Source organism: Microbacterium sp. TPU 3598 (assembly GCF_002356155.1).
GTDB classification, from domain to species: Bacteria; Actinomycetota; Actinomycetes; order Actinomycetales; family Microbacteriaceae; genus Microbacterium; species Microbacterium maritypicum_A.
This window is the reverse complement of sequence record NZ_AP017975.1, coordinates 757,092-777,369: the sequence shown is the minus strand read 5'-3', so window position 1 is coordinate 777,369 and position 20,278 is coordinate 757,092. Positions and strand designations below refer to the sequence as shown.

Here is a 20,278-nt window from a genome sequence, read left to right as displayed (position 1 = left end):
CTATCTCACCTTCTCCCCGGCCTCGTGGAGGGTCCGGAGGGTGGTCTGAATTTGGAGCGAGGCGAAGCGGCGGATGGAGTCGCGCGCGGCGGGGAAGACGACGTTGCCGCGTCGATTGCGATCCCCGAAGAGGGAGCCGGTCGAGCGCGTGTACGCCTTGCCCTTCTTGGAGCGGGATTTGATGGGTGCGGCCGCTGGCCGGCCGAATTCAGCGGCCGAGTTCAGTGCCGCGTACTTGCCTCCTCCGGCGCGGAGGAAGACGTTGCGGTTGGTGACGCCGACCTTGGAGGTGTCGACCAGCGTGCGCTGTTGGATGCGCGTGGTAGCCCGCTCGGCTGTCTCGCCCTTCCAGATCGGCTGTGCCTCGGATTTGAGCGCCCGGTTGTTCTGCTTCCGAATCTCGGCCGGAACGGTCCTGTAGGCGATGGCGAGGTCACGCAGGGGCGAGTCAATGAGGAGACTGATTCGCCCCTGCGTCATGGGTCAGCCCGCCTGTGTCGCCGTGGGGACGGGGCGAGTCGACGGGAAGGCGATGGTGGACACGCCGACCGCCTTCGTCGCGCCGCCGATCTTGGGCGCGACGAGGGTGATCGTCGACGTCCAGGTGGTCGGCCCGTCGACGACGGTGATCTCGACGTCTTCGCCTTCGTCGTCGAGGCACTTGCGCGCGAAGCCGGTCGCGGTGAAGTCCTGGAAGACGTTGAGGGTGAGCGTGTAGCCGGACTCCCCGGCGAACTTATGGACCTTGCCGGACACATCCGTCACCTCGACGGCGACCGTGGTGGGGTCGTAGGAGAAGTCCTGGATGTGCTCGGTGTAGGAGTCCGCGCCGATCTTGATGGTTGCGGTGACGAGGCGAAGGTTCGCCGGGATTTCTGCCATGGTGCTATGCCTCCTCGGGCATCGGGTCCGGCACGGTGTCCGGTTCGGTGGTGGGTGTGGGGTTCGCGTAGCGACTGAGGTGGACGACCTCCAGCCGGTAGCACGTCTCGCCGGTCGGAAGTCGAATCTTCGTAGCGGTGTCCCATGCCAGGAGAGGCATGAGGTCGAGGATGGGTAGGAGGTGGAGAAGTTCGCTGGTCACCCTCGCCCGCCCTTGCGTGGGGTCTTCCTCGGGCGCGGCGAGGGTGAGTGTGTACTCGACGCCGACATGGTTGACCGGGACCGGTCCGCCGTTGATCGTCGTGACCACATCGCCCTGCTCGTAGTAGAGGATGACGCTGAGGGAGCGTTCGGCCTTGTCCTCGGCATCGCGGAGGCTCCACTCGGACGGGAGTGCCGCCGTGAGTGACGCGACGAGCTCCTCCGTGAGGGCGTCGAGCATCGGCTCAGAAGCCACCGGACACCTCCGCGTTGGTGGGACGGATGATGCTCCGGATGGTCTTGTCGAGCGGGCGCGGGACGAACGAGAATCCCTCGCTTCCGACGTCCCCGTTCTCGTCAGCGCGACCAGCGGCCCACAGGTTTGTGGCTTGCTGGAGTTGCGCGTAGACGAGGTTGAACGTCGGCTCGTCCTGGTCGACGTCGAGGATCGCGAGGACCTCCTCCAGCCGGTCAGACAGACCGAACTGGAGGAGGACCGTGGCGACGGCGGCCTCGACGGTCGTGGCCTCGGGTGCGTACTCGACCACCTGGAGGCGCGCCGTGTCGACGATGAACTCGCAGAGTTCAGCGTTCGAGATTGGTGCCCCCGCCCAGGCCGCCTTGAGGCGAGCCTGGGCGGGGCCGTCGACGGCGCTGTACCAGGTGGACACAGTCAGACCAGGCGCTTCCAGATGACGCCCGCTTCCTCCGTGCCGTCCGTGACTTCCTCACCGAGCGCAGGGGCCTCCGGGGCGGACGTGCCGGACTTGCCGCCGCGCACCGCCTGGTAGATCACGGCGGCCGCCTTGGCGAGGTCACCCACCTCGTACTGGGTGGAGTTGGCGCGGTTGTCCGCCGCGCCGATGTGGACGACGGCGTCGGCGCGGACGATGAACACCTGGAGGTATCCGTGGATCGCCTTGTCGACACCACCGTTCGCGAGGTCGAGGGCGTCGATCTTGAGCGGCCCGCCGGGGAGCTCGTCGAACTCGACGGCCTTGCCGGACCCCACGATGACGGACGGCGTCGAGGTGATGCCGGTGTCACCGACGACCAGGACCAGGCCGTCGCCGGACCCTTCCCAGTCAGTCGAGGCCGTGAAGTTCACGAACTCGGGGATCAGGTCCTTGGGCGTGTAGATCAGCTGCTTGTACGCGATCTCGTTGGCGATGATGAACGTGGGCTTGTCGCGACGCCCGTCCGCCTTCTTGGCCGTGACCGCCAGGATGCCCTGGATGACCATGCCGAGCGCGTCGCCGTAGTCGTGGCCGTCGACGCCGGGGTACGTCTCCGACGCGATGGGGGCACCGGCGACGAGTCGCCAGGTCTCCAGTGCGACCGTGTCGGACCAGATGAGGTGGTCCTCCAGCACGAGGCGGAAGAACGCGTCGACGGCCTCCTCCGCGCCGGGGAGGTCGAAGAACTTGCGGGCAATGTCGGCACCGAACGCCCACTCGAACAGGTCGGAACTCTGCCCCTTGGTGAAGCCGACACCGGAGCCGATGGGGGCCTTGTTCCCTCGGTAGCGCTCGCCCAGGTGGTTGACGGGTGCGGCCTCGGTGCCACGGTGCAGGGTGTAGCCCTGCTTACCGGCGTAGGTGATGCCGGTTCCGAGCGTGCCGAGGACGATGTACTCGCGCTCGTAGGGGATGCCCTGGTAGAGCTGTCCGAGCCAGGTGGGACGAGCGACGTCCCCTCCCGCGATCAGGTCGTCGGTGACGTCCTGGAGCGCGGCGAGGACCTCGACGGCGGCGTCCTTGGCGTCCTTCCCCGCCTGGTCGAGAACCGGGCGCTTGGTCGCGGCGAAGGCGGCGAGGACCTCGACGGCCGAGGGACCGGCGTAGTCGGCGTCCTTGGACGGCTCCTTCTTCGCAGGGGCGGTGGGTGCCCCGGCGCGCGCCGTGGCGGGGATGGTGGCGGATGCGGTCACTTCGGATTCCTCCTGGTCTGATGCCGTCTCGGCGGCGGGGTCGGTGTATGTCTCGGTGATGGTGGTGGTGGTCTGGGTGCCGGTCGAGGTCTCGACGGTCTCCGAGTCGTAGACACGGGTCCAGGTGTTGCCCTCGGAGTCGGTGTAGGTGTCGTCGGTGTGGGACTCCGCGACGGTGTCGCCGCTGGTCTCGTCGGTGTCCTCCTCGTCTTCGACACCGGGTGTGTCGGCGGCGAGGACCATGGCAGAGGGGAACGCGCCGCGCTCGACGAGGGCGACGCCGGAGAGCATGCCGCCGGTGGCCTTGCCGCCCCGGATGCCGGTGCGGAACTCGCCGGAAAGGCGACGACGCTTGCCCTTGGGGTTGCGGGCATCCGCGAGGGCCGCGTCGCCTTCGGGCGTCTTGGCGAACGTGAGGGATGCCATGATCCCGGCGGCGGTGTCCCAAATGCGTGTGGCGTATCCGCGCGGGTCGTAGCGGTCGTGATCGACGTTCATGCCGACGACGCCGGGGTCCTCGGGGATGCGGATAGTTCCCGCCGGTACCTCGAACTGACCGACGTTGGTTCGGCCCTTCTCCCCGTAGGGGACAACGAGTCCGGTGACGGTGCGGTCGTCGAGGCTGGCGAGCACCTCCCCGCCCTCGATCTGGATGTCAAGTTCGTTCATGTGGTTAGTCCTCGCTTGTCGGTGTGGTGGTGGGGTCGGGCGTGGCGAACATGTTGGACAGGTCGCCACGGATGGACTTGCCGGACGGGACGACGTCGTCGAGGGACATGCGGGCCTCGAACGCGAGGAGCATGCGCTTGGCGGGGCCGTAGTCCCATAGCTCGCTGCGCTCCGCGCCGTTCTCGCCCTTGCCCTGGTAGCGCATCTCCGTGCCACCGCCGGAGCCGCCCTGGCGGACGCCCTCCAGGAGCGAGGCCGGGAGCGAGGCGTGGTTCGCGATGTCGAGGCGGACGGCGTTGCGGCCGGTCTCGTAGAGGTCGGTGGCGACGTTCGCGCCGGGGAGGTCGACGTCCATGGCGTCCTTCGGGAGGAGGCCGGTGGAGTTCTTGCGGCGGCCCTCGTTCCACTCATCGCGGATCGTGGCGCGCTGGGCCTTCGAGTAGCTGAAGTAGAGGTCGTCCTTGATGCGGAGGACTGTGAGTGGGATGGGGTTGTCGAGCCGGTTGAGGTAGGCCTCCTCGATCTTGCGGGCCTGGTTGAGGGTGTCCTTGCCGTCGACGAGGAGACCGTTCTCGCCGTACCCAAGCTGGACGGCGACGAGGTAGGTCTTGTAGGCGTCGTCGACGAGGTCGGAGTCGCAGTGCACGTCGCCGTTGTTATCCATCCACCACAGGCCCATCGGGATGTGGAGGCAGTCGGCCTCCGGGTCGTCGGCCGGGCGGGCGGTGAATCCGAAGCACGCCCAGCCGTAGAAGAACCAGTCGGACGCCGCGCCGTAGGTGCGGTGGTAGGGCGAGACGCCGGAGGCCGAGGTGGTGAGCCACTTGGGCTGTCCCTCGTCGCGCGCGTCGCCGTCCATCTGGAAGAACGGGATGCCCGCAAGCTGTGTACAGACGATGCCGTGAGCGCGCTTGACACCGGGGATGCGGAGGGCAATCTCGCGTGTGAGTTGCTGGTTCACTCCGTCACCGAGAACCCCCTTGAGAGCGTCAGCGGTGAAGCTCTGCAGGGAGTCCTGCGGCGTCCACGGCGACGTGATCTGGAGGACGGCGGACGGCGTATCGTACGCCTCGCGAATGCGCTTCTTGAAGATTCCCACGTTCTAGACCCTCGATCCCGTTTCCGACACCGAGGGGGTCGACGCAGAAGCGACACGCCGAACTTTGCGGAGGCGGCGCGCGTCGCGGTGTCGGTTGTCGCCGGGATGCTCGCGTTCCTCGTGCGCGCACGCCGCGTCCTGCGCCTCGTCCATGTGGAAGCGGCAGGGCCGCCACCACGGGTGCTCAGAGCACACGATGACGATGAGGGACGCGGACGTGTCGAACGTGATGGGACTGGTGGTCTGTCCGGGAGCGGCCATGGTGGTCTCCTAGCTGAAGTCGAAGAGATCGGACGGGTCGACGGGTTCGGTGACGTCGTCGAGGAACTGGAGGGCGAGGGTGGCGGCTTCCATCGGCGTGATGTCGGCGTCGGCCTGGTCCTTTGGCCGGCCGATTCCGAACCCTCCGTATGTGCCGATGGCGCGCTTAGTCGCGATGGCGGCGGCCGCGTCCAGGCGGTCCTGACGCCAGTGCGCGAGGGCGTTCTCCTCCAGGAGTTTGAGGAGCTTGGTCGCACCCTGGCGGACGTCGAGCGTCTTCGCCGGTCTGAGGTCCGGCCGGGGCATGGCCTTCTCAAGCGACGACACCTCGACGGCGACCGCCTGGGATGCGGAGTCGTAGACGATGGGGACCTTGTGCGTGCGGGCGAGGAGGAGGACTGACTCCCAGAATCCCTTGGTGCCCTGCTGGTGGTGGAGGAGACCGATGGCCGTTCGGGTCTCGCGCTCCTGCCCGTCGAGGTCCTCGGCCACGGCGACGAGGTCGAGGGGTTCCAGGACGTGGTGCCAGGCCACGGACACGGAGGACCACAGGCCGTCCGGGTGGATGGCGATGGCGAGCGAGAACCGGCCGGGATTCTCCGGCAGGGAACCGGGCACGGTGGTCTTGTCCCACAGCGCGGGCGCGATAAGGGTATTTGCGGTGCCCTCGTCTCCGAAGATGCCGAGGTACTCGAAGATGAACTTGTGTCGCGGTTGGAGGCGAAAGTTCTTGCGAACGGCTTCGAGAGTGGTGAGGTTGCCGATGCCGGGGTGGTGCTTCTCGATGAGGCCTCGGACGTTGGCGCGCGGGTGCGCTTCGGTGGGTTCCCAGTCCGCGAGCTCTTCCTCGCTGGTGGAGTCAGGCGCGTTGTATCGGAGGATGCCCGCGTCGAGTTCCTCGGCCTTCTCGAAAACGACTTCGTAGAGGAGGTTCCCCGTTCTGATCTTGTCGGCGGTCCCGGCAACCATGAATTGACCGCCGGTGGTGTCGAACGTCGGCGGGATCGCGGCGAGGAGGTCTTCTGTCGTCTCAGGCTTGGCGCGTCCTGACTCGTCGACGAGGACCACGTCGTAGGCGGACGCGCGGAAGTTGTCACCGATCGGAGCATGGACGGCGAAGATGGACCCGTTCGGGAACGTGATCGACTCGGCTCCAGCCTGACGCGAGACCTTGATAGGGCGTGTCTTCTTGATCGGGTAGACGTCCTCGATGACGTCGAGCACCTGCTCGGAGAACTTCTCACGCGCCTTCTGTCCCGTGGTCGCCAAGGTGAACGCGGAGTTCTGTCGAGGGCGGCACGCGCACCGGCCGATGATGACGGCGAGGATGCTCGTCGTCTTGGTGGATCGGCGCGGCATGATGATGCCGTTGATGGTCTGCCCGGCGGCGAGCATGTCGACGGCGAGGAGTTGCTGTGGCACGGGGTCTTGGGGCGCGCCGTATCGGTCGGTGAGTTCACCCATGACCTTCATGCCGGTGAGGAACTCGCGGCGGTCGCGCTCGGTGGTGACGAGGCGCGTGACCTGATCAGGTTCGAGGGCGGTGTCCCGGAGCGCAACCCATGCCTCGGCGTTCATGAGCCAGTGGTACTCCAACTCGGGGAAAAACACGCCTGTAGAGCCGTAGGCGGGGGTTGCATTGCTAGACATAAAAAGATCCGATGGTCAGGGGTTTTGTCATCCAGTTGAGGGAGCCAGGCGAGACGGTCGCGGCCGGAGCGCGCCGAGACTTGGCTTCGCGTTGTCGGGCCGCGCCGAGTCGGCCGCCGTCTGCTCGATTGCCGATGCATCGGGCCGTCTTGTAGCGGTGCTCGGGTGCGAGGTTGTCGAGGCCAGGCCCGCCGTTCGGGTCGCGATGCCCGACATCGAACCTCTGCTCTGGGTCGATGGGGTGGCCGCATCTCCAGCACGTCACCTCGATCCCGGCCCGTCGCTTGACCGCGACCTGAGCGCGGATGATGCGGGCGTTCTTGAGGTACTCAGGGTCGCGGTGCTTGGCGCTCATGCGGCGTGCTCCCGCTCGTCCGCCCGGTCGCGTTGCCACTGCCTCTCGAACATGGCGAACGTGACGCGAGGGTGACGTGCCCAGTGCTCGACCAACTCCTCGGAGGCGTACGCGAGCGCTCGGGCCTTGTTGCCCATGAACAGTGAGAGCGGGTCAATTCCCTTCGCACGTCCGCGTGCGTTCAGCATGGCCCCGCGTGTGGCTTCTTCGGCCACTTCGTACTGCGCGTAGAGGCTGTCGTCGTACGCGGCTCGACACTCACGCCACTCTGCGAACGCCTCGCCTATGAGGCTCATCGCCGGATCACGCCGTGCTTGTCGTCGAGGCACGGGCCGGTGTGTTCGTGCGGTCGGGTGCAGACGCACCAGGTCTCGCCCTCGGTCCAGATGTCTCCGCATGCTCGGTCTGCGATGACGAGTTCGTCGGATCGCTTGAGCGCGTCCCAGCGGGCGAGGACCTCAAGGTCGATGTGTCGATTGCGTCGGCGGTCGCGGATGCCGAGGGCGAGCCACCAGGCGACGAGGAGGGCGAGGGCGACGAGGAGGGCCACCGGCTCGATGCAGTCGTTCATGCGCCGCGTCCGGCCTTCTCGATGAGCGCGAGCATGGGCGCGGCCTCGTGCATCCCGGCGAGGGTCTTGCGTCCGGCGTCGACGAATGCCCACGCCGCGTCGAGGTAGTCCGGTCCATCTTCGACGAGTCGGGTCCGTGCGCCGTCGAGGGTCTTGGCGATGTCGTCGAGCGCCTTGGCCGTCATGGCCTTACCGGCGCGACGGGCCAGGTACGCACGGGAGCGGGCGGTGTTGACGAGGTCGGTGAGGGCGTCGGTTGCGGGCTTGGTGGTCTGGGCGTCGTGCATGCTCTGAGGTCCTTGGGTTCGTAGGTCGGGCCGAGGATCGCGCGTATCTCTGCTCGGGTCGGAGCGGTGATCGGATCGCGTTCGTTACGTCCGTCCGCTCGGTGATGACCACAGGAGCACCACCCGGAGGGGAGGTAGATGTGTTCCATGACTTCGGCCTGCTCGATGGTGAAGGGAAGGTGAGGAGTTGGGAGATATGGCCCCCCTACTCACCCCGGAGGGCGATTCGGAGGGGCCTGCTCGACGGAGCCAGGGCGGAGCCTGGAGCCGGTCGACGCGGCACGACGGGTTAGGTCGTCACGGACGGGATATGAACTACAGGGACGGGCCTGGGGAGGTTGTCGCGCCCGGTCATGCCTTGACCGCGACTCCCGTAGTTCTCGGGTGGCATCTTGTTCGATTTCGCGGAGCGCCTCCCGCGTGTCCCGCCCGGTCGTGGCGTCGCGTCCTGCATCGTGTGGTCTCCCCTCGGCGGGGAGCATGGTGGTGGTCGTGTGCGTGGCGTCGCAGTTTTGTGCATGACTCATACGGTTATGCACATGTGAACAAGTCTGTGGATTGTGGGCGGCGTGTCGCGTTTTTGGGTGCGGCTAACGCTAAAGTGGTCGCATGACACTCATGGACAACCCGACGTGGACCCTGGTGGACCGACTCCGGAAGTCACGCCTCTTGGCTGGCCTCGAACAGGCACAGATTGCCGACGCCCTCGGCGTTGCTCGCAACACTGTGAGCAACTGGGAGCGGGGACGCTCGGAGCCGTCCGCGACCTACTTCGTTCGGTGGGCGCACGCGACCGGCGTAACCCTCGATTGGCTCGCAGAGGGCGTTAACGCAGAAACGGCCCCCACCGAAGTGGAAGCCGTTTCGTCACTGTCTCAACACAGTGTGCGCCCGAAGGGACTCGAACCCCTAACCTTCTGATCCGTAGTCAGATGCTCTATCCATTGAGCTACGGGCGCCCAGCCCGCTCAGCGGGCCGTAGAACAGCCTACAACAGTCCCGACGCGAAAGCGAAACGAGGCCTCAGTCCTCCACCGACGCGGCCTTCTGCTGCTTCTTCCGGCGCTTGGCCTTGGCCCTCTGCTCCGACGAGAGCGCCTGCAGATCGACGAGTCGAAGGGCCTGCATCCGCGCTTCGCGCATGCGGTTGTAGTCGGGATCCTGATCCGGGCGCATGCCTTCGACCCGCAGTCGGCGGTCGAGGTTGTGGCGCACATCCGCCCAGGCGGCGTCACGCGCCTCCTCGACGATCTCGGCGAGCCGATCGCGGTCCTGCATGATCTCTCGCAGGCGCACGGCAACGCCGGTGGACTGCTTGGCACGTCGGCGGAGGTTGCGCACATCGCGGTCGCGGTAGTCGTGCGTCCCCACCGGATCGGAGTGCCGGCCCCTCGCCCTCTTGCGCAACGCGGTGACGGTGGCGGCCGCCTCTTCCGACTCCTCGGCCATGGCACGAAGCTCCTCACGCGCGTCGTCGATGTACTTGTCCGTGTCGAAGACGCCGTCTTCGGCGATGGTGCCGATGAGGATGTGGTTCTTCACGGCGAGGCGCGCCGCAGCGGTCGCGATCGCAACGCCCTCGGCGATGGCATCCGCTGTCCGTCCCACCGGTACCTCCTCTCCTTGAGCGTACCGGTATCACTGCAGCCCGGTGTCGGCCAGAATGGTTCGGAATCAGCTTGCCCCACCCATCCGACATCCGCGGGTTCGCACCAGGATCGCGCCGTGCAGGAGAGCAATGAAGCACCTCGAACTCACCGGCAGCACCACCGTGATCACCGGAGCGGCGAACGGGATGGGCGCGGGTATCGCACGCCTGCTGGCGGCTCGGGGAGTGCACCTCGCGCTCATCGACCACGACGCCGCGTCACTCGCGACGATCGCGGCCGAACTGCAGGGCGTGCGCGTGACGACGCATGTCGTCGACCTCCGCCACGACGAGGCCGTGTTCGCGACCGCCGCCGACATCACCGAGGCCCACCCGCGCATCAACGCCCTGATCACGTGCGCCGGCTCGTCGATGCTCGGCGACATCGACCAGCTCACCATGGAGGAGATGCGCTGGCTCACCGACGTGAACCTCTGGGGAACGGTCTCGGTCACCAAAGCCCTTCTCCCCGCGCTCCGCGCCGCGCCGGCCGCGCACATCACGCACCTGGCGAGCGTCTACGCACTCGCCGCCCCCGCCGGCCGCATCCCGTACGCGGTCAGCAAGTTCGCGGTACGCGCGTTCTCCGAGGCTCTGCGGCACGAGCTCGAGGGCACCTCGGTGAGCGTCGGAGCCGTCTACCCTGCGGGGGTGCGCACCGGGATCATCCTGCACGGTCGCTACGCCGCGGCGATCGACCCGGAGGTGGCGGCCCGGGCCGCCGCCGCGCAGGCCGCGATGTACCACACCGAGCCCACCGATGCCGCGGCCCGGATCGTGCGGGCGACCGAACGACGGGCTGCGCGCACGATGGTCGGGCGAGAAGCCCGCCTGATCGACGTGCTCACCCGCATCGCTCCCGCCTCCTACTGGCGAGTGATGCGTCGCCCGTTGCGCGCGGCGATCGACACCACGACGCCGGCGACCTGAGGCGACGCCGGCGACCTGAGGCGACGCCGGCGACCTGAGGGGACGCCGGCGACAGGCTCCCGCTCAGCGGACGGTGCCCACCCAGATGGCCGAGGCCCACGCCTGCTGGTCGCCGTTGCAGCCGACCGATCCGGGATAGCCCCGCACCACGGCCATGCAGTTCGCGAGGAACTCCGGGTCACCGCCGAACAGCGCCCCGTACGCCCCGGATGAGGTGAGCGCGCCCCATACGCGGAACTGGTAGATGTGCGCGAGCTCATGCGCCATCGCCCAGTTCAACCGGCCGGCACTCCAGGTCGCGATGTCGGCGCGGTACTTGATGTATCCGTTGCTGTTCGCGCATGCCGGGGCGTTCCCGCCCGCACACGACGAGGACTCGTAGAGTCCCACGCCCCCACCACCGACGAGGTCGAGGGCTGCCCGCACCCGCGCGTATCCCTCCGGACCGCTCGACGACCACATCGGCCCTCCGGGACCCGAGCTCTGTGCCGCCTGCCAGGACGCGACCTCTGTGCCCACCTTCTCCGTGAGCGCGTGCAGGGTCGCCGTGGCCGCCGCGACGGTATCGGGGTTCTCCTTCTCGGCGGCGACGGCCTGCTGTGCCGACAGGGCGGCGGCGCGGTGCGCGGCCGTGTCCACCCGACCTTCGGCCCCCTGGAGTGCGGCGGTCAGGGCTTCTACCTCGGCGAGGAAGGCGGGCCGCAGCGCGAGGACGGCGGCGCGATCGGCGGTCTCCTGCTCTGCGCGTTCGACGGCCCCGTCGAGGTAGTCGGTGCGCTGGCCGGCGTCGCGATACTGGCCGTTCAGTGCGACGAGCTGTGCGACAGCGGTCGTTCTCTCGTGCTCGAGGGCGTCAGCTCTGCCGATCATCCCCGAGATGAGTAGCACCGCGGCGGCGAGGGTGACGGCCAGCACCCGGCGGATCACGGCAGGAACCCCGTCGTGTCGGCGATCTGCGCGTCCTGCTCAGCGAGCTTCGACCGCAGGGCGGTGAGCTTCTCGGCGAGTTCCCGGTTCTCGCCGCGCGACGTGTCCAGCGCGCCTTCGACGCGTGCGATCTCCGCTTTGACCGCGGCGATCGACGCCATGCGCTCCTGATCCGCGATCGCGACGAGCGTGATCCCGCCGACGAGCAACAGGCATCCGACCGCGACAGCAAGACTCCGCATCTCGCTCCCCAGGACAGCGCAACAGTTCCGGACCGACTCCGATCGCCCCAATATACAACCGGAGCCGACTCTGCGGTCCCCCGACCTGCGTCAGGGCGAACCGGCAGCTCAGGCCGTCAGGTCACTGTTCTCGGCGAGGCGTCGCTCGGCTGCGGACTGACCACTGGCGAGGTGCGCGGGGACGATCCGGCGCAATGCCTCGGTGTCACGCGCAGTCATCGCCTCGAGGATGATGCGATGCTCGTCCGCCATCGCGAGCAGATCGTCGTGCTGACCGAACAACCAGCGCAGACGCGTGAGGAACACGGCGATGAGCTCTCCGAGCATCTCGTTCGCCGCGAGTTCGACGGCGACCTCGTGGAACTCCGCTGCGGCCACCCTCGCAGCCTCGGAATCCTGCGCCTTCGCGGCCGCGAGCTCACGCTCGTAGACCTCGCGGATCCGGGCGATACCGGCCTCGTCGTGCCGCTCGGCGGCGAACACGAAGATCAGCGTCTCGATGGCCTCGCGCACCTCGGCGAAGTCCTGGATGTCCCGATGGGTGAACTCCCGCACGACTGCCCAGGTGCGGGGACGGGCGACGACGATCCCCTCCGCGACGAGCGTGCGGATGGCCTCCCGGACCGGAAGTCGCGACACATTGAGCTCTGCCGCGATGTCGCGCTCCACCAGGCGCGACCCCGGCATCCGCCGCCCGAGGATGATGTCATCGCGAAGGATGCGCGTGACCCTCACCGACTCGAGTTCGCCGCCTCCTGCTATAGCCCCCGCCATCTGGGCATTCTCGCACTCCCGGCGGTGTTCCTCAACTTTTGGTATCCCAAGCCCTCGCAGCGGCGGCGGCCCGGGCGGGGACGAGGGCTCCTCCCTCGCCCCCGACGACGCTCAGGGCAGGCGGTTCGCGATCGCGAGGTTCGCCGTGAGCTCTTCGGCAGTCTGCCGCACCACATACGCCGGGCGGTCGCGCTCGACCCTCCAGGACTCACTGAGCGGACCCACGTTGACGGTGTCGAAGCCGGCCTCGTCGTAGAAGCGCGTCACGAAGGCCACGGCTTCCACGTCATCGCCGGCCGTGGCCAGCGCGCGACGGTCGGGGGTGCCGGCCGGCGTTCCGTCGGACGTGATCTCCGAGGCGAAGATGTGGTTGAACGCCTTCGCGATCTTCGCGCCGGGGAGCGCACGCTGCACCAGCTCGGACGTCGTGGTCTCCCCCTTGTCGAGGGCTTCGATGTGTCCGTCCCGCTCGAAGTAGTAGTTGTTGGTGTCGAGGACGATCTTGCCCGCGACCTGCTCGGCCGGGAGCTGGTCGATCGCGCCGAGGGGCACAGTGACGACGGCCACGTCTGCGGCAGCGGCCGCGTCCTGCGCCGTCGCGGCCCGAGCCCTGGGCCCGAGCTCGGCGACCAGGTCGGCGAGTGTCTCCGGTCCACGCGAGTTGGCGATCACCACGTCGTAGCCGTTCGCGACCGCGACGCGCGCGACCTGGCTGCCGATGTGTCCTGCACCGATGATTCCGAGAGTTGTCATGTTGGCCCCAACGCCTCGCGCTCAGGGCTATTCCCGTCGAGTGCTCGCGTGACCGTGGCTCAGACCTCGCGCAGCAGGCTCTCCTCGGTGCGGCGGTAGCCGAGCTGCTCATACAGGTCGACGGCCCCCGTGTTGAAGCCGAAGACATGCAGCCCGATCGAGTCCGCGCCGAGCCTGCGGGCTTCTCTCTCGGCGGCGTGCATCAACGCGCGTCCGTATCCCTTCCGGCGCTGATCCGCGGCCACCTCGATGTCGAGGATGAACGCCTGCGGACGACCGTCGCGCCGCCGCATCCCGAACCACAGGATGCCGACCTCGGTTCCGTCGACAGCAGCGGTGAAGAATTCCTGTCCTTCGGTATCGAGCCCGTCGGGAAGCTCCTCGACCATCTGGCGATGCGACTCGGCGATCGCCTCCTCGGACGTGTAGCGCCCCGACGCGACGAGGTCGTGCGCGAACCCTTCCTCCGACGCTGCCGCGAAGCGGGGGAAGCGTTCCGCGGTCATCGGCGACACCTCGACGCGGGAAGCGGGGTCGCGCACCGGAAGCGGTTCGAGCACCATCTGGATCGAGGCCACCTCGAATCCGCCCTGTTCGGCGAATACCCGTCCGGCCGTGTCCTGCGGAAAGAGCTGCGCCCCGATCTGGGTGGCGCCCATGTCGCGCGCGATCGGGAGCAGGAGCGCGAGCAGCCCTTCGTTCTGGGCATCGCTCAGCGTCTCGGCACCGCCGAGGTCGACGTCGAGGTCGAGGCCGACGTCGAGGTCGAGGTCGAGCAGGAGCATCTTCTGTCCGCTCAGGGCCAGCACGAGTGTTCCGAGTTCGCCGTCCGCATCGTCGACGATGCGCATGACCCGCGTCGTCGAGGTCGCACCGCCCTCCGGGAACAGGTCGCCGAACACCTGCTCGACGTGCCCGACAGCGTCCGCGCCGAGGCGTCGCCCCGACTCCCTGTTCCGGTCGATCAGGCGCTGCCGTGCGGTTGTCGCCCACGCCTCGAAGCGGGTGGAGGGGAGGGGCGTCAGGTGCAGGGACATGCGTCCATCCTGCACCTCAGCTGCGCGTGAGCGCGTCTTCCGCGGCGACCCAGGCGAGCATGGCGCACTTGACGCGCGCGACGTACTTCGACACCCCACCGAGGGCAGCGGCATCACCGAGGAGCTCTTCATCCGGTTCGATCGTGCCGCGGGATCGCATCGCCTCGCGGAAGGCCGCGATGCGCACCTCGAGGTCTTCGACGCTGAGTCCTTCCGCGAGCTCCGCCAGCAGAGAGGCCGATGCCTGCGAGATCGCGCAGCCGTGCCCCTCCCAGGCGATCGCCTCGACGCTGCCGTCGGCATCGCGGTGCACCTGCAGGGTGATCTCGTCACCGCAGGTCGGGTTCAACTGGTGGGACTGCGCGGGGATCTCGTCGCGGAGTCCATAGCCGTGCGGCGTGCGCGAGTGGTCCAGGATCAGCTCCTGGTACAGGTTCTGCAGGTCGCTCATGCGCCCCTCCGGAAGAAGTCGATCGCTCCGGCGACGCCCTCGATCACGGCGTCCACCTCGGCCTCGGTCGTGTACAGGTAGGTGCTCGCCCTGGTGGAGGAGGTCACACCCAGGCGGCGGTGCAGCGGTTGCGCGCAATGGTGGCCGACGCGAACGGCGATGCCGCGGTCGTCGAGGAACTGACCCACGTCGTGCGAGTGGATGCCCTCGACGTCGAAGCTCGCGAGGCCGACGCGGGGCAGGTCGATACCGGCGCCGAGCACACGCACGCCGTCGATCGCGCTCAGCCCGTCGACGAGACGGCGGCCGAACGCGGCCTCGTGCGCGGCGATGCGCGGCATCCCCACCTCGGTCAGGTATCCCACGGCCGCGGCGAGCGCGATCGCCTGCGAGACGCGCTGCGTTCCCGCTTCGAAGCGCTGGGGCGGCGGCAGGTATTCGGCCTCGGTCGTGGTCACCGTGGTGATCATCGAACCGCCCGTCAGGAACGGGGGCATCGCTGCCAGCACCTCGCGCCGACCGTAGAGGGCGCCGATGCCGGTCGGTCCGAGCATCTTGTGACCGGACAGCACGGCGAAGTCGACCCCGAGGGCACGCACGTCGAGCGGGAGGTGGGGTGCCGACTGGCAGGCGTCGAGCAGCGTCAGTGCGCCGACCTCGCGCGCGAGCGAGACGAGCTGATCGACGGGGTTGACGACACCGAGCACATTGGAGACATGGGTGAACGCGACGAGCTTCGTACGGGCGGTGATCAGCTCCGCCGCGACGTCGAGCCGCAGGCCCCCGTGGTCGTCGAGGGGTATGACCTTCAGCGTCGCGCCGGTGCGCGCCGCCAGCTCCTGCCACGGGATGAGGTTCGCGTGGTGCTCCATCTCTGTGGTCACGATCTCGTCGCCTTCGCGGAGACGGAGCCCCTCGGCGGCCGCTCCCCCGCGCCCGAGCGACGCGTTCGACAGCGAGTACGCGACGAGGTTGATCGCCTCGGTCGCGTTCGAGGTCCAGACGATCTCGTCGTCGGCGGCGCCCACGAATCGGGCGACGGCGGCGCGCGCGTCTTCGAAGAGCTCGGTCGCCTCGGCGGCGAGCGTGTGCGCGCCACGGTGCACCGCGGAGTTCATGGAGGTCGCGAAGTCACGCTCGGCGTCGAGCACCGCGGTCGGGCGCTGCGACGTCGCCCCCGAGTCGAGATACACGAGCGGATGCCCGTGCACCTGCGCTCCCAGGATCGGGAAGTCCCCGCGGATGCGCCGCACCTCGGCCTCGTTCAAGGGGGCGATCAGGTCGACACCGGGAGAAACGCTCATCGTTCCAGTTTCCCACCTGTGAGCAGGGGGTGGGCGCAGGCGTCAGCGCCCGTCGAGCGTCTTCGCGTCGGCGGCCTCGTCGTAGCGGTCCTGCGCATCGCGGACATCCTCCACGTGCGACTCCGCCCAGACCTGCAGCGCCTGGAGCGGCTCGTGCAGGGTCCGCCCGAGCGGGGTGAGTCGGTACCGGGGATGACCGTCGTCACCGACCGCCCGCTCGAGCATCCCATCGCGTTCGAGGGCGCGGAGTGTGTCGACGAGCACCTTCTTCGTGATCCCGTCCATCCGGCTGTGCAGCTCGCCGAAGCGCAGCGGCTGCTCGTGCAGGAGGACGACGATCATCGCGGTCCACTTGTTCGCGATGCGGGCGAGGGACGCGCGCGACGGGCAACTGGCGGAGAACACCGTCCATGTGCGCGACATCCGCCGCTCCTTCCCCGGTGACGTTGAAGTAACCGCGTCCCGGTCGAGACGCTGGATGCTCCACAGTACCGACCCATCCAGGAGGAGCATCATGTCGGCAATCGACGTCGTAGGACAGTATGGTGCGGCCATGGCCGCCGGAGACATGGAGGCGCTGGCCGCGACCTTCCACGCGGACGCCGTCTGGCACCAGCCCGGAGAGAGCCAGGTCTCGGGGGACCATGTCGGTCCCGACGCGATCCTCGCGCACCTCGGCCGGTTCATGCAACTGAGCGGCGGAACCTTCGCCCTCGAGACCGAATCGGCGACCGAGAGCGGCGCACTCGTCTCAGCGACCGTGCGCTTCCGTGCCCAGCGCGAAGGGCGCGACGACCTCGACCAGCACGGCGTCGACGTCTTCCGCGTCGCCGATGACCGCATCGTCGAGGTCTGGTTGATCAGCGAGGACCAGGACGCGGAGGACCGCTTCTGGGGCACCGTCTGATCGAGGGCACCGGATCCGGCAGCACCGTCTCCGGCAGCACCTGATCCGGCAGCGCCGGGTGGCCGGGCCTCGACCGCCCGGCGCCCGCGCCTCTAGGCTCATCCCATGATCGCCCCGGACACGCTGCTCGCCTTCGTCGTCGCCGCGTTCGTCATGGTCGTGATTCCCGGGCCGACGGTGCTGTTCACGATCGGCCGGGCCATGGTGCTGGGGCGCTGGGGCGGGTTCCTCAGCATCCTCGGCACGGCCGTCGGGTCGATCGTCCTCGTCGTGGCCGTCGCGCTCGGCGTCGGCACCGTGATCGCACAGTCGATCGTGCTGTTCACGATCGTCAAGGTGCTCGGCGCCGGTTACCTGATCTTCCTCGGCATCCAGGCGATCAGGCACCGGAAGGATGCGGCGCGCGCCATGTTCTCGGCACCGGCACGGCGCTCGGGGTGGCGACTCCTCAGCGAAGGCTTCGTCGTCGGCGTGACCAACCCGAAGTCCATCGCCTTCTTCCTCGCGATCCTGCCCCAGTTCGTCGATCTGCATGCCGGTTCCGTCCCCGCGCAGCTCTTCCTGCTCGGGGCGATCGTCGTCACCATCGGTGTGACGTGCGACGCGGTGTGGGTGCTCCTCGCGAGTGCCGCCCGCGACTGGTTCGGTCGCTCCCCACGACGCATCGAGGCGATGGGCGCGACAGGCGGCGGACTGATGATCGCTCTCGGAGCGTTCCTTCTGGTGTGGAGCGAGAAGCCCGCGACCGCCTGAGTGCGGCCTGAACGCTCACACGTGCCTGGAGGTCACATGCGAGCGAAGCGGGCCCGAGCGATGCAGAAGACGCCGTAGACCGCGAAGCCTGCGCCGACCAGCCCCAGGACGAGTCCTCCCAGGGGCAGCTCGAGCAGGCTGTGCAGAGCAGCGTCGAGCCCTGCGCCCTTCTCCGGGTCCTGTGTCACGGCGGCGACCACGAACAGCACCCCGGTCACGGCCACCGCGATGCCCTTGCCGAAGTAGCCGATCACTCCCAGCGTCACGATGCCCCCGCGAGCGACCCCCGATGGCAGGTCGAGCAGCTTCTCGAAGCCGCGGGTGAAACCGCCGACGACGAACCCGACCCCCACCCCGACGACCGAGAGCCCCACGACGACCAGCAGGGCCACGCCGCCCGGCGCCGAGAGCAGCACCGCGCTCAAGGTCTTCGAGGCCGTCTCCGAGTCGGCGTTGCCACCCACCGCGTAGATCAGGGCCATGCCTCCGACGACGAGGTACGCGGCGGCGATGCCGAAGAGCTTGACGCGCTGACCCCACTTCTTCGTCTCGGCCGGGTCGGCGGCGAGGAAGGCACTGGCGATCTGCCATACGGCAAGCGCGATCAGCCCGGTGGCCACGAGCACGAGGAGCAGCCCTCCGATCGGGCTCTGGCGGATCTGCTCCATCGCCCCGTCCTGGTCGGCGTCACCGGAGGCGCCCGCCGCGATGGAGATCGCCACCGAGCCGATGATGACGTGGATGAGACCCAGGACGACGAACCCGGCACGGGCGATCCGTCGGAACGTCGACGACCTCTTGGCGACGCGTGCCGCATTCTTGACCGTGCTCATCGTTGAAGCGTATCCGTCGCACCGGAAGCCGAGGAGGGGCTTGCTTTCCCGGTATCCACCGCTCAGGCGCGCGGCATGACCGGCTGCCGGAGAATCGTGCGCAGCTTCGCCGGATCGACGCGACGCAAATCGCTCAGGTAGATCTCGTGATGGAGTCCTCGCATCTGCAGCCCGTTCTCGGGGATGAAGCGGTGATGCAGATCGTCGAGCACCGGACCTTCGTCGTCGAACGGGCCGACATGCAGCGTCTGCACGCAGGTGGCCTCGTCGAGCGTCTCCAACCGCACGGACTCCAGTGCCGGAATCGACTCCTTCTTCTTCGCCGCCTTCTGCGCGACGGCTTCCACCGCAGCCGCGCACATCGCCCCGGTGATGTGGTCGCCGACCATGATCATCATCGTCCACATCCACGCCGACTTGTCGCGGCGCGAGGTGAAGGACTCCATGTCCGGTGCATGCCAGAGTCCTTCGAGCGGCATCACCACCGTGTCGACGCCGAGCTCGTTCCGACTCGCGAACTTCAGCGCATAGGCCACCGGGAACAGGGCGGACACGGCCTCCCGGTACGCGGGTGCGGTGTTCGGGTCGCCTGCCCCGTCGATCATCAGATACTGCAGGGGCGGCACCTCGACGATGCGGAACTCTCCCCTCTTCGCGCGATACACGTCGAGCGTCTTCTTGGGATCGATCGCCGCCATGATGCGCCCTCCTTGCTCGTGCGCCCAGTGTCGCACGGGCGTCGGACACGGTGCGGCGAGGCGAGACGAGGCGCGGCAAGGCGAGGCGAGGGCGGGTGGTGCGCGGACGCCCACCCGCCCTCGGGCCTGCGTCAGCCGTGCTCGACCGGAAGCCAGAGCTCACACGACGCGGAGTCACCCCGGAACTCGAGGTAGCGCACGATCGAGGGACCGGGACGAAGCCTCCAGGGGTTCGACGGGAACCACTCGGTCGCTGTGGCGGCCCACAGATCCTGCAGCGTCTCGGGGAACGGGCCCTGGGCGGCGAAGACCGCCCAGGAACCGGCTTCGAGGGGAAGGGAGTCGAGGTCGTCCGGAACGGGAGTGGTGCTCTGCAGGGCGACGCCGTGCAGATACGTGAGCAGCGTGCCCTCCGGTGCGTCCGGTTCGATATCGGCCGTGACGGCCAGGATCCCCGACGGCTCGGCGTCGCCGAGACCCTTGAGGCGCGCGTGTTCCTCGGACGGGATCGCGGCGATGTGCTCCTGGATGTGCGGATTGACGCCCTCGTGGATCAACGGGACCTCGGCGGCATGACCGGCGAGGACGAACGCGGGCCGGGTGGTGATGGTGACGTCCACGGGGATTCTCCCTTCGACGCTCAGGCGGAACCGGAGCGTGGGTTGAGTGCGGAGAGGACCCCCGTCACGGCGCGCATCGGCCGGGCTGATGCCGTGCACAGCCCGGAACGCGCGTCCGAATGCCTCGACCGACCCGTACCCGTGGCGCACGGCCACGTCGAGCAGACTCGCGGCACCCGCAGCGAGCTCCGCCCCGGCGAGGGTCATCCGACGACGACGCACGTATTCCGAGAACGGCATGCCCGCGAGTGCCGAGAACATCCGGCGCAGGTGATACTCGGTGGTCCCGTGCTCATGCGAGAACGAGGCCACGTCGATCTCCTGACCCGGGTCTCCCGCGTCGACCATGTCGATCAAGGCGTTCAGCGTGCCGATCATGAGGTCCTCCTTTCCTCACCATCGTCACCGTCGCGCACCCCTCGCGACCCGACTTCTGCGGTCCGATGCGATCAGTGCCCGCACTCGATCGGCGCCAGAGCTCGATCGACGTCAGCGC

General features: G+C 68.3%; 27 protein-coding genes and 1 tRNA gene. 4 read left to right on the top strand and 24 right to left on the bottom strand.

Going from position 1 to position 20,278, the window contains the following annotated elements; all coding sequences use genetic code 11:
* The 11 genes from MST3598_RS03555 to MST3598_RS03500 form a co-directional block, all read right to left on the bottom strand.
* The gene (locus MST3598_RS03555; protein WP_096359433.1) at positions 1-480 is read right to left on the bottom strand and encodes a hypothetical protein; all 480 of its coding nucleotides are present in this window, start codon (positions 478-480) and stop codon (positions 1-3) included.
* A 3-nt stretch (positions 481-483) separates the two neighbouring features.
* Positions 484-882 (bottom strand): hypothetical protein, encoded by a 399-nt coding sequence (locus MST3598_RS03550; RefSeq protein ID WP_096359431.1) that lies wholly within the window; start codon positions 880-882, stop codon positions 484-486.
* Positions 883-886: 4 nt separating this feature from the next.
* Positions 887-1,339 carry a hypothetical protein gene (locus tag MST3598_RS03545; protein ID WP_157749851.1) on the bottom strand — a complete coding sequence of 151 codons (453 nt, stop codon included), beginning with the start codon at positions 1,337-1,339 and terminating at the stop codon, positions 887-889.
* Positions 1,329-1,754 (bottom strand): hypothetical protein, encoded by a 426-nt coding sequence (locus MST3598_RS03540; RefSeq protein ID WP_096359427.1) that lies wholly within the window; start codon positions 1,752-1,754, stop codon positions 1,329-1,331. Before MST3598_RS03540 ends, MST3598_RS03545 begins: the two co-directional genes overlap by 11 nt.
* Before the next feature lie 2 nt (positions 1,755-1,756).
* Positions 1,757-3,682, bottom strand: coding sequence for a hypothetical protein (locus MST3598_RS03535; RefSeq protein WP_096359425.1), 1,926 nt, complete (start codon positions 3,680-3,682; stop codon positions 1,757-1,759).
* A 4-nt stretch (positions 3,683-3,686) separates the two neighbouring features.
* Positions 3,687-4,781, bottom strand: a complete 1,095-nt coding sequence (locus tag MST3598_RS03530; RefSeq protein WP_096359423.1) for a hypothetical protein — start codon at positions 4,779-4,781, stop codon at positions 3,687-3,689.
* A gap of 270 nt (positions 4,782-5,051) precedes the next feature.
* A complete protein-coding gene (locus tag MST3598_RS03520) occupies positions 5,052-6,620 on the bottom strand; it encodes a hypothetical protein (RefSeq protein ID WP_096359419.1) in 1,569 nt (522 codons plus the stop codon).
* 64 nt (positions 6,621-6,684) lie between these two features.
* On the bottom strand, positions 6,685-7,047 hold the full coding sequence (locus MST3598_RS03515) for a hypothetical protein (RefSeq protein WP_096359417.1): 363 nt from the start codon (positions 7,045-7,047) through the stop codon (positions 6,685-6,687).
* Positions 7,044-7,343 carry a hypothetical protein gene (locus MST3598_RS03510; protein WP_096359415.1) on the bottom strand — a complete coding sequence of 100 codons (300 nt, stop codon included), beginning with the start codon at positions 7,341-7,343 and terminating at the stop codon, positions 7,044-7,046. The genes MST3598_RS03515 and MST3598_RS03510 overlap by 4 nt, the downstream gene beginning before the upstream one ends.
* Positions 7,340-7,618, bottom strand: coding sequence for a hypothetical protein (locus MST3598_RS03505; protein WP_096359413.1), 279 nt, complete (start codon positions 7,616-7,618; stop codon positions 7,340-7,342). The genes MST3598_RS03510 and MST3598_RS03505 overlap by 4 nt, the downstream gene beginning before the upstream one ends.
* Positions 7,615-7,905: a hypothetical protein gene (locus MST3598_RS03500; RefSeq protein ID WP_096359411.1), complete on the bottom strand. Its 291-nt coding sequence runs from the start codon at positions 7,903-7,905 to the stop codon at positions 7,615-7,617. The genes MST3598_RS03505 and MST3598_RS03500 overlap by 4 nt, the downstream gene beginning before the upstream one ends.
* 609 nt (positions 7,906-8,514) lie before the next feature.
* Between MST3598_RS03500 and MST3598_RS03495 the strand changes: the two genes are divergently transcribed.
* Positions 8,515-8,826 (top strand): helix-turn-helix domain-containing protein, encoded by a 312-nt coding sequence (locus tag MST3598_RS03495; RefSeq protein WP_096359409.1) that lies wholly within the window; start codon positions 8,515-8,517, stop codon positions 8,824-8,826.
* Here the strand turns inward: MST3598_RS03495 and MST3598_RS03490 are convergent.
* Together MST3598_RS03490 and MST3598_RS03485 are read right to left on the bottom strand one after the other, a co-directional pair.
* Positions 8,792-8,864 (bottom strand) — tRNA-Arg (locus tag MST3598_RS03490). The two genes, MST3598_RS03495 and MST3598_RS03490, sit on opposite strands and share 35 nt — an antisense overlap.
* A gap of 64 nt (positions 8,865-8,928) precedes the next feature.
* Positions 8,929-9,513: a hypothetical protein gene (locus MST3598_RS03485; RefSeq protein ID WP_029259694.1), complete on the bottom strand. Its 585-nt coding sequence runs from the start codon at positions 9,511-9,513 to the stop codon at positions 8,929-8,931.
* A gap of 130 nt (positions 9,514-9,643) precedes the next feature.
* On the opposite strand from MST3598_RS03485, the gene MST3598_RS03480 reads away from it, so the two are divergent.
* Positions 9,644-10,483, top strand: coding sequence for an SDR family NAD(P)-dependent oxidoreductase (locus MST3598_RS03480; protein ID WP_029259693.1), 840 nt, complete (start codon positions 9,644-9,646; stop codon positions 10,481-10,483).
* A 63-nt stretch (positions 10,484-10,546) separates the two neighbouring features.
* Here MST3598_RS03480 and MST3598_RS03475 read toward each other — a convergent pair whose 3' ends face one another.
* From MST3598_RS03475 to MST3598_RS03440, 8 genes are all read right to left on the bottom strand, one after another.
* Positions 10,547-11,410, bottom strand: a complete 864-nt coding sequence (locus MST3598_RS03475) for a hypothetical protein (protein WP_029259692.1) — start codon at positions 11,408-11,410, stop codon at positions 10,547-10,549.
* Positions 11,407-11,652, bottom strand: coding sequence for a hypothetical protein (locus MST3598_RS03470; RefSeq protein ID WP_021198161.1), 246 nt, complete (start codon positions 11,650-11,652; stop codon positions 11,407-11,409). Before MST3598_RS03470 ends, MST3598_RS03475 begins: the two co-directional genes overlap by 4 nt.
* Before the next feature lie 108 nt (positions 11,653-11,760).
* The gene (locus MST3598_RS03465) at positions 11,761-12,426 is read right to left on the bottom strand and encodes a GntR family transcriptional regulator (RefSeq protein ID WP_029266074.1); all 666 of its coding nucleotides are present in this window, start codon (positions 12,424-12,426) and stop codon (positions 11,761-11,763) included.
* A 111-nt stretch (positions 12,427-12,537) separates the two neighbouring features.
* Positions 12,538-13,179, bottom strand: a complete 642-nt coding sequence (locus MST3598_RS03460; RefSeq protein WP_096359407.1) for an NADPH-dependent F420 reductase — start codon at positions 13,177-13,179, stop codon at positions 12,538-12,540.
* A 59-nt stretch (positions 13,180-13,238) separates the two neighbouring features.
* On the bottom strand, positions 13,239-14,216 hold the full coding sequence (locus tag MST3598_RS03455; RefSeq protein WP_051671111.1) for a GNAT family N-acetyltransferase: 978 nt from the start codon (positions 14,214-14,216) through the stop codon (positions 13,239-13,241).
* Positions 14,217-14,232: 16 nt separating this feature from the next.
* The gene (gene sufU / locus MST3598_RS03450) at positions 14,233-14,667 is read right to left on the bottom strand and encodes a Fe-S cluster assembly sulfur transfer protein SufU (RefSeq protein WP_021198165.1); all 435 of its coding nucleotides are present in this window, start codon (positions 14,665-14,667) and stop codon (positions 14,233-14,235) included.
* On the bottom strand, positions 14,664-15,971 hold the full coding sequence (locus tag MST3598_RS03445; RefSeq protein WP_021198166.1) for an aminotransferase class V-fold PLP-dependent enzyme: 1,308 nt from the start codon (positions 15,969-15,971) through the stop codon (positions 14,664-14,666). The genes sufU and MST3598_RS03445 overlap by 4 nt, the downstream gene beginning before the upstream one ends.
* A gap of 42 nt (positions 15,972-16,013) precedes the next feature.
* Complete coding sequence (locus MST3598_RS03440) at positions 16,014-16,394, bottom strand: winged helix-turn-helix transcriptional regulator (RefSeq protein ID WP_021198167.1); 381 nt, start codon at positions 16,392-16,394, stop codon at positions 16,014-16,016.
* A gap of 91 nt (positions 16,395-16,485) precedes the next feature.
* On the opposite strand from MST3598_RS03440, the gene MST3598_RS03435 reads away from it, so the two are divergent.
* Both MST3598_RS03435 and MST3598_RS03430 read left to right on the top strand, forming a co-directional pair.
* A complete protein-coding gene (locus MST3598_RS03435) occupies positions 16,486-16,878 on the top strand; it encodes a nuclear transport factor 2 family protein (RefSeq protein WP_021198168.1) in 393 nt (130 codons plus the stop codon).
* Between the two features lie 105 nt (positions 16,879-16,983).
* Positions 16,984-17,631: a LysE family translocator gene (locus MST3598_RS03430; protein ID WP_029259688.1), complete on the top strand. Its 648-nt coding sequence runs from the start codon at positions 16,984-16,986 to the stop codon at positions 17,629-17,631.
* 32 nt (positions 17,632-17,663) lie between these two features.
* Here the strand turns inward: MST3598_RS03430 and MST3598_RS03425 are convergent, their stop codons facing one another.
* The 3 genes from MST3598_RS03425 to MST3598_RS03415 all read right to left on the bottom strand — a co-directional run bounded on the left by MST3598_RS03425 (position 17,664) and on the right by MST3598_RS03415 (position 20,160).
* Entirely contained in the window at positions 17,664-18,464 is an 801-nt protein-coding gene (locus MST3598_RS03425; RefSeq protein WP_029259687.1) for a DUF1206 domain-containing protein, read from the bottom strand.
* A 62-nt stretch (positions 18,465-18,526) separates the two neighbouring features.
* Entirely contained in the window at positions 18,527-19,162 is a 636-nt protein-coding gene (locus MST3598_RS03420) for a GyrI-like domain-containing protein (RefSeq protein WP_029259686.1), read from the bottom strand.
* Positions 19,163-19,293: 131 nt separating this feature from the next.
* On the bottom strand, positions 19,294-20,160 hold the full coding sequence (locus MST3598_RS03415; RefSeq protein WP_029259685.1) for an AraC family transcriptional regulator: 867 nt from the start codon (positions 20,158-20,160) through the stop codon (positions 19,294-19,296).
* Positions 20,161-20,278: the final 118 nt, after the last annotated feature.